The sequence below is a fragment of the Parabacteroides sp. AM17-47 genome (genome assembly GCF_003434625.1).
GTDB classification, from domain to species: Bacteria; Bacteroidota; Bacteroidia; order Bacteroidales; family Tannerellaceae; genus Parabacteroides; species Parabacteroides distasonis.
Genome location: NZ_QTLI01000002.1, coordinates 258,348 through 271,184, shown reverse-complemented (window position 1 = coordinate 271,184; position 12,837 = coordinate 258,348). Strand labels below are relative to the sequence as shown.

Below are 12,837 nucleotides of genomic sequence, written 5' to 3'. Positions count from 1 at the left end.
TAATCTACTATTGATGATAAACGGAAAGAAAAGCCTGTTTTACACAGTATTGATGGCCGGTGCCTTGATGTCCTGCGGCGGTCCTAAACAGGCTCCAAGCGAAGAGGTAGCGAAGAGTGGTAATCCTGTATTCGAGGGTTGGTACGCCGATCCGGAGGGAATTATTTACGGGGATACCTATTGGATTTACCCGACTACGAGTGATTTATATGAGAAGCAAACCTTCTTCGATTGCTTCTCTTCCAAGGATTTGGTGAATTGGACCAAGCATACCGCCATTCTTGATACGGCAGAGGTGAAATGGGCGAAGATCGCTATGTGGGCTCCTTCGGTAATCAACAAGGACGGTAAGTATTATCTTTTCTTTGGGGCGAATGACGTGCACGAGGGAGAAATCGGAGGCATCGGTGTTGCCGTGAGCGATCGTCCGGAAGGGCCTTATAAGGATTTGCTGGGTAAGCCGCTGATCAACGAGATCGTGAACGGGGCGCAGCCGATCGACCAGTTTGTTTTCCACGACGCTGACAATGATGAGTATTATATGTATTACGGTGGTTGGAAACACTGCAACATGGTACGCTTGAATAAAGACTTTACCGGACTTATACCGTTCGAGGACGGAATGATTTATAAAGAGGTAACTCCCAAGGATTACGTGGAAGGCCCGTTTATGTTTAAGAAGAATGGTAAATATTACTTCATGTGGAGTGAGGGTGGTTGGACCGGACCGGATTACAAGGTCGCTTACGCCATCTCCGATTCTCCTTTTGGCCCGTTCAATCGTATCGGGGAGGTCTTGCGGCAAAATTTCGATATCGCCAACGGAGCGGGTCACCACTCGATCATGCATGTGCCGAATTCGGAAGATTACTACATCGTGTACCATCGCCGGCCGGCCGGGGTCAAGACACGTGACCACCGGGAGACTTGTATTGAGAAGATGACATTTAACGAGGAGGGATTGATCAATCCTGTGGAGATTACGACCGAAGGAGTTGAGGCTCGCACGATCCAATAATTATTTAAGAAGGATTACATAGCAAGAAAACTTAGGTTTTACTTGCTATGTAATTTTTTTATACTACTTTTGACGCATATGTCAAACTATAATGACAAACGATAGTGACAAAACAAAAAATAACATTTAATTATGGAAGCGAAAGACATGAATGAGATGGAGCCTCGCATCATAGAAGCGGCGAAGCGAGTGTTTGTCCGAAAGGGGTACGAGGCGGCTACCATGAGTGACGTGGCGGCAGAAGTGGGTATTGGCAGGACGGCCTTACATTATTATTATAGGACGAAAGAGATTCTGTTCGACGCTATTTTCGGGCAATTGCTTTCTTCATTGTTGCCGAACATCGATCGGGTTTTGGATGAGAAGAGTACGATGCTGGAGAAAATGCCGGTGATCGTTGATCTGTATATGGGAATTGTTCGTGCGAACCCGATGTTCCCGAATTTTGTGGTGGGCGAGTTAAACAGAGATCCGGAACGTTTATTCCAGACCGTGCTGAAAGATCCGAAAAAAATACAGCCCATCTTGCGTCTTCGTCGTCAGATAGAGGAGGAGATGGACAAGGGGCTTCTACGGAAGATGCCTGTCATAGATTTGGTTTCGACCTTGGTGAGCCTAGTGGTCTTCCCGTTGTTGATCCGCAAGCCACTAGCGGCGGCTTTTTTGGATAACGATATGGGGCGGTTTGAGGAATATATGGATAGGCGCAGGGATTTGATCGTCGAGGTAATAACCCAGCTGATGGTCCCGGATGCCAGATGATGGATTTGTTCAATTTAATAAACATATCATAGAGTATATGAGAGGTGTATATGTATTATTGTTAATTAGCCTGTTGGGTTATGCCGGAAGGGTTGGCGGACAGGAATCGGTCACGATCACCCAATGTTACGAGTGGGCGAGGGCGAATTATCCGCAGATTCATCAAATGGGTTTGATCGATCAGACGGAACGTTATAGCTTGAGTAATGTGGGCAAGGCTTGGCTTCCCCAGCTTTCGGTAAGCGGTAAGGCAAGCTATCAGAGCGACGTGACGAAGTTGCCTTTGGATGGCGATAAGATCTCCTCGCTTCTTCCCGGCTTTGAGATCCCTAGCTTGAGCAAGGATCAGTATCAAGTCGTGGCGCAGGTGGACCAGACGATTTGGGACGGCGGTAGCACCCGTTCGGCCCGTGCCTTGACTCGTGCCGAGGCGATCGCCAACCGGGAGCAATTGGAAAGTGAGTTGTATGCGCTGAACGACCGGGTGAATCAAATCTACTTCGGTTGCCTGCTGCAAGACGAGTTAATACGTCAGAACGCTTTGCTTCAAAAGGAGTTGCAGGTCAATATCGAGCGTATCAAGGCGATGATGGACAATGGCGTGGCGAATCAATCGGATCTGGAAAGTATGGAAGTGGAACTGCTGAATGCCCGCCAAAATGAGATTGAGCTAAGAGCGTCTCGCACGGTATATCGGCAGATGTTGGCGACCTTTATCAATAAACCGTTGACGGATCAAGTCGTCTTGAAGACTCCGGAGTCACCCGAGCGTTCATTGTCCACGCAAATCAACCGTCCGGAATTACGGGCCTTGGATGCTAAGAGCGAATGGATCGAGACGCAAAACAAGCAGGTAACGGCGGGCTTGATGCCTCGTATCGGAGCTTTCGTACAAGGTGGTTACGGCCGGCCGGGCTTGAATATGCTGGAGGATAGTTTCGAGCCTTATTATGTGGCCGGTGTCCGTCTTTCTTGGAATCTGGGGAAGTTGTACACGCTGAAGAACGACCGGAGGAAGATCGAGGTAAGCCGTCGCCAGATTGATGTGCAACGGGAGACCTTCTTATTCAATACCCGCCTGCAACTTTTGCAGCAAAACACGGAGATAAAGAAAATGACGGACCTGATGCGTGCCGATGACGATATCATCCGTCTGAGAACAAGCATCAAGCAGGCGGCGGAGGTGAAACTGGAGAATGGCGTGATTTCCGTCACGGACCTAATCCGGGAGATCAACGCCGAGGACATGGCCCGGCAAACCGCCGCGGCGCACCGTGTACAGCGCTTGATGACCATTTATAATTATATGTATACAACGAATTAAATAGAGTATGACAAATACAATTGATTTATGAGACATTTGATTTTTATCAGCTTATGTAGCCTTCTATGGACGGCTTGCGGTAATACAGACAATGATTTTGACGCTTCCGGTACCTTTGAGGCAACCGAGATCTTGGTATCTTCGGAAGCCAACGGAAAGATCATGGAACTGAATATCGAGGAGGGCGATCGTTTGGATGCCGGCGCCATCGTGGGTTACGTGGATAGCACCCAGCTTTTTCTGCGGAAGATGCAACTCTCTGCCAGCCTTCGCTCGGTAGATATTCGCAAGCCGGATATCCGTAAGCAGATCGCTGTCTTGGAACAACAAATCGCCACGGCTAAGACCGAGCAACAGCGACAAGAGAATTTGGTGCGTGCGAAAGCGGGTAACCAAAAGCAACTGGACGATATCGTGAATAACATCAAATATCTCCAGAAACAACTGGATGCCCAATACTCCTCCTTAAGCAAGACGACGGGAGGTGCCGACGCCGAGGCGGAGGGCCTGCAATACCAGATCATGCAATTGGATGATCAACTGATGAAAAGCCGTATCCTCAATCCCCAGACCGGTACGGTATTGGTGAAATACGCCGAGCCGGGAGAGGTGACGGCGGCAGGCAAACCGCTTTACAAGATCGCCGATACGGACTTGCTTTATCTCCGTGCCTATGTGACGGCGGATCAGTTATCCCACCTGAAACTAGGGCAATCTCTCAAGGTCTTCGCCGACTATGGGAATGATCGCCGGGAATACCCCGGTACGATCACGTGGATCTCCGATAAATCCGAGTTTACCCCGAAAGGTATCCAGACGAAGGACGAACGGGCTAATTTGGTATATGCCATCAAGATCGCCGTCCGCAACGATGGTTATCTGAAGATCGGGCAATATGGGGAGATTAAATATGAATAATGAGATTCATATAAATCATATCACCAAGCGTTATGGCGATGTCGAGGCCCTGCGGGATCTGTCGCTGGAGATCGGCTCGGGTGAATTGTTCGGGTTAATCGGTCCGGATGGGGCGGGAAAGACCACCCTGTTCCGTATCCTGACCACGTTGTTGCTGGCCGATAGCGGTACCGCCTCTGTCTGCGGCTTGGACGTGGTGAAAGACTTGAAGGAGATCCGTCGGCGGGTAGGATATATGCCCGGCCGCTTCTCGCTCTACCAAGACCTGACAGTAGAGGAGAACTTGAACTTCTTCGCTACGGTCTTCAATACGACGATCGAGGAGAACTACGATCTGGTACGGGATATCTATAGGCAGATAGAGCCGTTCAAGCATCGGCGGGCGGGGAAGCTGTCCGGTGGTATGAAGCAGAAGCTGGCTTTGAGTTGCGCCTTGATCCATCGTCCGGATGTCTTGTTCTTGGATGAGCCTACGACGGGGGTCGATCCTGTCTCCCGCTCTGAGTTCTGGGATATGCTGGATCGTCTGAAACGGCAAGGCATTACGATACTTGTCTCTACGCCTTATATGGATGAGGCCTCCCGTTGCGACCGTATCGCTTTGGTGCGTTCTGGGGAATGCCTGTCTATCGATACGCCGGTAGGTATCCGTACCTCATTCGATAGGCGGCTATACGCGGTGCGATGTGCGTCGATGTATAAGTTGTTGGGAGACTTGCGGGAGTTCCCGGATACAAACTCGTGTTTCGCTTTTGGAGATGCTCATCATCTTACGTTGAGGAGGGATGGGGAGGATGTCATGAGGCGATTACAGGAATATCTGAAAGGCAAAGGTTACGCAGATGTAAGCATCGAACGCCTTGAGCCAAGCGTTGAGGATTGTTTCATGGCCTTGTAAGAGAGGGGATGTGTCGCATTTCCCCAAGATTCGACCTCGCGTCGGGTGCGAAGTCGAATCTTGGAAAAATACGGGGCTCGCGTCAGGTGCGAGGTCGAATCGCGGAAAAATGCGAGGGCTCGCGTCGGGCGCGAGGTCGAATCTCGGGAAAATGCGGGGCTCGCGTCGGGCGCGAGGTCGAATCTCGGGGAAATGCGGGGCCTCGCATTGGGCGCGAGGTCGAATCTTGGGGAAATGCGGCATTGTAATTATGAAATAAGGATAAAAAATGAAAGCGATAGAAGTAAAACAACTGACCAAACGTTTCGGCACCTTCACCGCCGTCGATCATATCAGTTTCGAGGTGGAGCCGGGCGAGATATTCGGCTTCCTCGGGGCAAACGGGGCAGGGAAGACCACCGCCATGCGTATGCTCTGCGGCCTGTCGGTCCCGACATCCGGCGAGGCCCGGGTAGCCGGTTTCGATGTCTACCGGGAGAGCGAGTCCATCAAACGGAATATCGGATACATGAGCCAGAAATTCTCCCTATACGGCGATCTAAAGGTATGGGAGAATATCCGTCTCTTCGGCGGTATCTACGGCTTGTCTAAACGGCAGCTGTCCCAGAAAACGGATGAGCTGCTGGATATCCTCGGGCTGGAAAAGGAGCGGAACACCTTGGTCGATTCCCTGCCCTTGGGGTGGAAGCAGAAGCTATCCTTCTCCGTGGCGATCATCCATGAGCCCAAGATCGTTTTCTTGGATGAGCCTACCGGAGGCGTCGATCCCGTCACCCGCCGCCAGTTCTGGGAGTTGATCTATGAAGCGGCTGCCCGGGGGATCACGATCTTCGTCACCACCCATTATATGGATGAGGCGGAGTATTGTAACCGTGTCTCCATCATGGTAGACGGAAAGATCGAAGCGTTAGACAGTCCCTCCGCCTTGAAGCGGGATTTTAAGACAACGAATATGAACCAAGTCTTCCACGCCTTGGCTCGAAAAGCAACGAGAGGAGAATAAACGATGAAACAATTCATATCCTTTGTTAGAAAGGAGTTCTATCACATTTTCAGGGACGCACGCACGACAATGATCCTCTTGCTCATGCCCGTCATCCTGATCATCTTGTTCGGATATGCCATCACGACTGAGATCAAGCGTGTGCCGATCGCTATTTTCGACCAAAGCCGGGATGAGCTGACACTGAAGATGACAGACCGCTTGAATGCCAGCGAGTACTTCGAGCTGTATACGACCGTCGATAGCTATGAGGATGCCGGGGCCTTGTTTCGGCAAGGAAAGGTACACGTCATAGTTGTCTTCCCCCCCGGGTACGCTTCCACGGCCGATGCCCAAGTACAAGTCTTGGCGGACGCTACCGATCCGAACGAGGCCACGCAGCTAATCGCCTATTGCTCGGCGATCATTGCGGAACAGTTGAAAGGCGAGTCGGCGGTTGAGGGTAAAGCCGTGACCCCGGTTACCACTTTGCTCTACAACCCTCAAATGAAAGGTGCCTACAACTTCGTGCCCGGCGTGATGGGTTTGATCTTGATCCTTATATGTGCCATGATGACCTCGATCGGCATCGTGAAAGAGAAGGAGATGGGAACGATGGAAGTCCTGCTGGTCTCCCCGTTGAAACCCATCTACATCATTCTGGCCAAGGCGATCCCATACCTATTGCTGAGTATGGTGAATATCGCTACGATCTTGCTGCTATCCTATTTCCTGCTGGACGTTCCGATAAAAGGCAGCCTGCTGTTGCTGGTTTCCGTATCCATCCTGTATGCGATCGTATCCCTCTGTCTGGGCCTGCTGATCTCCACGGTAGCCGATACCCAGCAGGCGGCTATGTTGATCAGCGGTATCGCCTTGATGCTTCCGATCATGTTGTTGAGCGGCATGATGTTCCCGATAGAGAATATGCCGGATATCCTGCAATGGTTCTCCCATATCGTTCCGGCCAAATGGTATATCATCGCCGTGAAGGACGTGATGATCAAGGGGCTTCCCGCCGTGTCGATCTTGAAGGAGATCGGGATACTGTCGTTCATGGCGGTCGTGCTGGTATTCTTGAGTGTGAAACGTTTTAAAATACGATTATAAGCTATGTTACGATATTTGTTAGAGAAAGAGTTCAAGCAGATCCGTCGGGACCGGTTCATGCCGAAGATTATCTTCATCATCCCGATCATGCAGTTGATCATCTTACCTTTTGCCGCTAATTTCGAGATGCGAAATATCAACCTTAGCATTGTGGACAACGATCATTCCGTCACCTCCATGCAATTGGTAGATAAGGTACTATCCTCCGGATATTTCCGCCTGACAGACCGGTCGGATCGTTACGACGAGGCGCTGACCTCGGTGGAGAGCAATGAGTCCGATATCATTCTGGAAATCCCCTCTGATTTCGAGCGGGACTTGGGTAAGGAGGGCAGGGCGGGCGTGATGATCGCCGCTAACGCCGTGAACGGAACTAAGGGCGGCTTGGGTAGCTCCTACCTCTCCTCGATTATACAGGATTTCAATAGGGAGAAAGGTTTCGCCTCTATGGGATCGGGCAGGGGAGTGGCTTCGATTAACCTGTTCAATCCCCACTTGAGTTACAAGATCTATATGGTTCCCGGCATCATGGTATTCTTGCTGACGATTATCGGGGGATCGATCTCCGCCTTGAATATCGTGAGCGAGAAGGAGAAAGGGACGATCGAGCAGATAAACGTCTCGCCCGTACCCAAGTCCCTGTTCCTGCTGTCGAAGCTGATCCCTTTCTGGGTGATAGGCTTTGTCCTGCTGACGGTGGCGATCCTCATCGCTTGGCTGATCTACGGCTTGGTGCCGGAGGGGAGTTTCGGGGTGATCTATTTGTTTGCCGCCGTATATTTGATCGCTTTTACGGGATTTGGCTTGGCGATCTCCTCCTTCTCGTCCACACAGCAACAAGCGATGCTTACGGCGTTTTTCTTCTTGATCATTTTCGCCTTGCTAAGCGGATTGTTCACGCCGATCAGCAGTATGCCGGAATGGGCGCAGAAGATCACGCTGGCGAACCCGGTGCGTTATTTCGTGGAGGTGATGCGTATGGTCTATTTAAAGGGGAGCGGCTTTGCCGATTTACGGGGACATTTTGTGATTGTCTGTCTATTTGCTGTTTTTTTTAATCTGTTAGCGGTAATTAGTTATCGTAAAAAGGGGTAGTTCGGAAATAAATGTTTTCTTTGTATCCCGTTTACGGATTATAAACTAATACAGCGAAAAAACATGTCATTTATCATTGTCGTACTTTGTTTGGCCTTATTGATTGTCTTGATATCCTACTTTAAGGTGGATGCTTTCATTGCGTTTCTGATCTCCTCTATCTTGGCGGGCATCGCTTTGGGCATTCCGTTGGAGAAGCTGCCGGACTCGGTGAATAACGGTATCGGGAGTATCTTGGGTGGGTTGACGTTGATTATCGTATTAGGCGCTATGCTAGGCAAGTTGGTGGCCGAGAGCGGAGCGGCACAGAAGATCGCTTCCGTGATGGTGTCACTTTTTGGTACTAAGCATATACAATGGGGGCTGATGGTGACAGGTTTTGTCGTGGGTATTCCGTTATTTTATGGGATCGGATTTGTGTTGTTGGTGCCATTGATCTTCTCGATCGTGTATAAATACAAGCTTCCGGCGGTCTATATCGGGTTGCCGATGTTGGCGGCGCTGTCCGTGACGCATGGATTCCTGCCCCCGCATCCGTCTCCGGTAGCCTTGGTGGTACAATTCAACGCGAATATCGGCCTTACGCTGATCTACGGTTTATGTTTGGCGATTCCGGCTATCATTATCGCCGGGCCGGTGTTCGGCAGTCGGTTGAAACATATAAAATCCGGTCCGGTCACGTTGTTCGAGCAGAAAGAGGATAGCGGGAGATATAGCATACCGGGCAAGGCGAATAGTTTTATCAGCGCTACGTTGCCTGTCTTTTTACTGATTATCGTGACGGTTATTCCTTATTGCTTTAAGGATATGGGCGAGATGGCGAGCGGGATAGTCTCTTTTATTGGTGCTCCTTCCATTGTAATGCTGATCGCCTTGTTGTTCGCTACATATACGCTGGGCATCCGGCAGGGACGTAGTATCAAGTCGGTTATGGCAGTCTATGGGGAGGCCGTGAAAGATATCTCTATGATCCTTTTGATCATTGCGGGTTCCGGTATCTTCAAGCAGATCATGGAGGATAGCGGGGTAAGCAATGAGCTGGCGACAAGTCTGGAGCAATTGCCCGTTCATCCGTTGATCTTGGGTTGGTTGATCTCTGCCGTGATCCGTTTGTGCGTGGGATCGGCTACGGTGGCGGCGTTGACGGCGGCGGGCGTGGTGATGCCTTTAGTTACGCAAACGGGTGCGAACCCGAACTTGATGGTTTTATCTTTAGGAGCGGGTAGCTTGATGTTCTCGCATGTCAACGATTCCGGCTTCTGGATGTTCAAGGAATATTTTAACCTAAGCATAAAGGATACGATCTGCTCATGGTCTATCATGGAGACGATCGTGTCGGTCGTAGGATTGATCGGGGTAATGATCTTAAATATGATTGTATAATAAAAGAATGATTGAGCAATGAGAAAGAGATGGCTGCTTAGTATCGTTATTATGCTTTTCCCTTTCGTCGCCTCGTTTGCGGCGGACCCGGAGGAAGGTACTTATCCAACGGTCGGGAGGCTTTTTCATATAGCACGAAGCGTGAATAAGAACTTGGTTTGTTACGATGTGAATCTGAGGGATGGTAAGCTGGATACACATGATCCCTTGAACGTTTATTGGGTCAATCGGGAAAAGCATCCGGGGGAAACCAATGGCTTGAGCTATATCCAACGGAAAATGGCTTATGGGTATAAACTGATCTCGGCGAGTGATAATGCTTGTGTATGCTCATTGACCGCTTATCCCTCCCGCCAGTTGACGATTACCAAACGTGATTCCCGCTATGTATGCTACATAACGATCAACAACCAACAGGCGATTCTCCAATCCCTCTACGTTAAAGCCAGCTCCAAGAATCCTTTAAGCGTCGAGTATGTAGAGCTACAAGGAATCTCTGTCGCCACGAATCAACCGGTAACGGAAAGAGTCAGGAAATAGACCAATATATTTTTTTACTAACATATAAATGAAAGAAATTATGAGCATGATTAACGCAGATGAGAATTTTGAGAAATTAGGGTTGACCTTACCTCCCGCACCGGCTCCGGCCGGAGTTTACAAGCCTTGTGTGATAGATGGCAAATACCTGTATCTTTCCGGTCACGGGCCTGTGCGGAATGATAAGTCCTTGATCATCGGACGTATCGGTAAGGACTTGACGATGGATGAAGGCAAATTCGCCGCCCAGCAAGTAGGACTTACCATGTTGGCGACCATCCAGGCGAACCTTGGTAGCTTCAACAAGATAAAGAGAGTGATCAAGGTATTGGGTATGGTAAATTGTACGCCCGATTTCGGAAAGCATCCTTATGTGATCAATGGCTGTAGCGAGTTGTTCGCCGCCGTATGGGGGCCGGATAACGGTGTAGGTACCCGTAGCGCCGTAGGATTCGGTTCTCTTCCCGATAATATTCCTGTAGAGATAGAGGCTTTGTTCGAATTATACGAATAAGCCATGGACGATTGGTACGTCATAAGTAATGTAGACCGGATAGACTCGCCAGCCTTGGCGTTCTATCCGGATCGTATTTCCGGCAATATCGAGTTGGCCAAGAGGATCATAGGCGATACGAACCGGCTTCGTCCGCACGTGAAGACGAATAAGGCGGCTGAGGTATCCCGCATGCTGCTGGATGCCGGAATCCGGAAGTTCAAGTGCGCTACGATTGCCGAGGCCGAGATGCTAGGGCATATTAATGCCCCCGATGTATTATTAGCCTATCAGCCGGTAGGCCCGAAGATTTCCCGCTTATTAGATTTGATAAAGGCATATCCCGCCACCCATTACTCCTGCTTGGTAGATCAAGCGGAGAATGCCCGTGCGATCTCGGCTCTTTGCGAGGCCGGGAATATCACCTTGGATGTCTTTATCGATCTGAACGTGGGAATGAATCGTACCGGAGTCCTCCCGGAGAGAGCGGAGGCGCTGGTGGATGCCATCCTGCCGCTGAAGTCTCTGCAGATTATCGGGTTGCATGGCTACGACGGACATATACATGACGCGGAGCTATCGGTACGTTGCCAAGGCGCGGATGCCGCATACGCCTTGACCGAACGTGTGTTCCGGGAGATATCCCGCAAGTTTGCCTATCCATTGGTAAAGGTGATGGGAGGTACTCCTACATTCCCGATGTACGCGAAGCGGAAGGATTGCGAATGCAGTCCCGGCACGTTTGTGTTCTGGGATTGGGGGTATGGAAACGCTTATCCGGATATGCCGTTCAAGGTAGCTGCCTTATTGATAACTCGGGTCATTTCCGTGCTGGATGAGCATCATGTTTGTGTAGATCTTGGTTACAAGGCGGTAGCCTCGGAAAGTCCTTTGCCCCGTGTGTTTTTCTTGAACCATCCGGAGGCGAAACCTATCTCCCAGAGTGAGGAGCATCTGGTCTTGGAAGTCCCGGACAGTCGGCTCTATCCATTAGGTTCCGTATTCTATGGCATTCCCGTTCATATTTGTCCTACGGTCGCTTTATACGACAAGGCTTATGTGATCCGGGATCGTGAGGCGATCGGCGAATGGCCTATCATTGCCCGTTCACGTCGCATCACCTATTAACGGTAATCAAATTTTCAATTATCAATTATCAACTCTCAATTAATAAAATGAATAAGCCATTTATTATCGACGCCCATCTCGACCTTAGCATGAACGCTTTGGAGTGGAACCGGGATTTGCGTCAACCCCTAAAGGAAATAAACCGGAGAGAAATCGGTATGACCGATAAGCCCGACCGTGGAAACGCCACTATATCGTTTGAGGAACTGCGTAAAGGAAACGTCGGGTTAGTAGTCGCCACCCAGATCGGTCGCTATGTAGGGCCGGATAATCCACTTCCCGGTTGGCATTCCCCGGAACAAGCTTGGGCGCAGACCCAAGGCCAACTTGCTTGGTATAAGGCGATGGAAGAGGAGGGCCAGATGGTCATGATCCGGGATAAGAAGGCCTTGGATACGCATCTGGCTCTTTGGAAAGACGGTGAACCCGCCGACAAGAAGCCGATCGGTTATGTATTAAGTATCGAGGGAGCCGACTCGTTCATCACGGTGAATCATATGGAAAGGGCGTATGCTTATGGCTTGAGGGCGGTTGGCCCGGCACATTACGGCCCCGGAAGATATGCCAACGGTACGGATTCTACCGGTCATCTGAATGCCATGGGGAAAGAGTTGTTGCGTACCATGGATCGCTTGGGTATGATTCTTGACGTGACCCATTTATGTGATGAGGCTTTCTGGGATGCGTTGGATTTGTATAAGGGACCGATTTGGGCGAGCCATAACAACTGTCGGGCCTTCGTAGATCACAACCGCCAGTTTAGCGACGAGATGATCAAGGCGTTGATAGAGCGTGGCGCCGTGATCGGTATCGCCCTAGACGCTTGGATGATGGTACCGAACTGGGTGCGAGGCGAGTCTACTCCAAGAGGCATGAACTGTGGAATGGAGATTATGGCGAACAATATCGATCATGTCTGCCAATTGGCCGGAAACGCGAACCATGTGGCTATCGGCAGTGATCTGGATGGTGCTTTCGGTACGGAGCAATGCCCGTATGACCTAGTAACGATCGCCGATCTCCAAAAGATATTCCCGATCCTTCAATACCGTGGCTTTACGGACGATGCTATCAACCGTATCGCCTCTGGTAACTGGATTGAGTTCTTACGGAAGCATTTGCCGGAATAAGCTACTGCAACCCGGGTTGCAGTGATACCGCGATGTGGATGCAGTGTTACTGCAAC

Annotated in this window: 13 protein-coding genes; all 13 read left to right on the top strand. The window is 50.2% G+C overall.

The features are described 5' to 3' along the window. Nucleotides 1-13: 13 nt before the first annotated feature. The 13 genes from DW205_RS02560 (at nucleotide 14) to DW205_RS02500 (ending at nucleotide 12,781) form a co-directional block, all read left to right on the top strand. Nucleotides 14-1,018 (top strand): glycoside hydrolase family 43 protein, encoded by a 1,005-nt coding sequence (locus DW205_RS02560; protein ID WP_005868294.1) that lies wholly within the window; start codon nucleotides 14-16, stop codon nucleotides 1,016-1,018. A gap of 132 nt (nucleotides 1,019-1,150) precedes the next feature. Next, nucleotides 1,151-1,780, top strand: a complete 630-nt coding sequence (locus tag DW205_RS02555) for a TetR/AcrR family transcriptional regulator (RefSeq protein ID WP_005856435.1) — start codon at nucleotides 1,151-1,153, stop codon at nucleotides 1,778-1,780. 37 nt (nucleotides 1,781-1,817) lie between these two features. Next, nucleotides 1,818-3,104 carry a TolC family protein gene (locus DW205_RS02550; protein WP_005868296.1) on the top strand — a complete coding sequence of 429 codons (1,287 nt, stop codon included), beginning with the start codon at nucleotides 1,818-1,820 and terminating at the stop codon, nucleotides 3,102-3,104. Nucleotides 3,105-3,131: 27 nt separating this feature from the next. Continuing rightward, nucleotides 3,132-4,022: an HlyD family secretion protein gene (locus tag DW205_RS02545; protein ID WP_005856439.1), complete on the top strand. Its 891-nt coding sequence runs from the start codon at nucleotides 3,132-3,134 to the stop codon at nucleotides 4,020-4,022. After that, the gene (locus DW205_RS02540; protein WP_008778292.1) at nucleotides 4,000-4,920 is read left to right on the top strand and encodes an ABC transporter ATP-binding protein; all 921 of its coding nucleotides are present in this window, start codon (nucleotides 4,000-4,002) and stop codon (nucleotides 4,918-4,920) included. Before DW205_RS02545 ends, DW205_RS02540 begins: the two co-directional genes overlap by 23 nt. A gap of 268 nt (nucleotides 4,921-5,188) precedes the next feature. Next, entirely contained in the window at nucleotides 5,189-5,923 is a 735-nt protein-coding gene (locus tag DW205_RS02535) for an ABC transporter ATP-binding protein (protein ID WP_005868299.1), read from the top strand. Nucleotides 5,924-5,926: 3 nt separating this feature from the next. Beyond that, nucleotides 5,927-7,012, top strand: coding sequence for an ABC transporter permease (locus DW205_RS02530; protein WP_005868300.1), 1,086 nt, complete (start codon nucleotides 5,927-5,929; stop codon nucleotides 7,010-7,012). 3 nt (nucleotides 7,013-7,015) lie between these two features. Next, complete coding sequence (locus tag DW205_RS02525; RefSeq protein WP_005868301.1) at nucleotides 7,016-8,107, top strand: ABC transporter permease; 1,092 nt, start codon at nucleotides 7,016-7,018, stop codon at nucleotides 8,105-8,107. 63 nt (nucleotides 8,108-8,170) lie between these two features. Next, a complete protein-coding gene (locus DW205_RS02520) occupies nucleotides 8,171-9,490 on the top strand; it encodes a gluconate:H+ symporter (protein WP_005868302.1) in 1,320 nt (439 codons plus the stop codon). Between the two features lie 18 nt (nucleotides 9,491-9,508). Beyond that, on the top strand, nucleotides 9,509-10,030 hold the full coding sequence (locus DW205_RS02515) for a DUF4833 domain-containing protein (RefSeq protein ID WP_005856451.1): 522 nt from the start codon (nucleotides 9,509-9,511) through the stop codon (nucleotides 10,028-10,030). A gap of 40 nt (nucleotides 10,031-10,070) precedes the next feature. After that, on the top strand, nucleotides 10,071-10,544 hold the full coding sequence (locus tag DW205_RS02510; RefSeq protein WP_005868303.1) for a RidA family protein: 474 nt from the start codon (nucleotides 10,071-10,073) through the stop codon (nucleotides 10,542-10,544). Nucleotides 10,545-10,547: 3 nt separating this feature from the next. Further along, entirely contained in the window at nucleotides 10,548-11,651 is a 1,104-nt protein-coding gene (locus DW205_RS02505; protein WP_005868304.1) for a D-TA family PLP-dependent enzyme, read from the top strand. 47 nt (nucleotides 11,652-11,698) lie between these two features. Further along, a complete protein-coding gene (locus DW205_RS02500; protein WP_005868306.1) occupies nucleotides 11,699-12,781 on the top strand; it encodes a dipeptidase in 1,083 nt (360 codons plus the stop codon). Nucleotides 12,782-12,837: the final 56 nt, after the last annotated feature.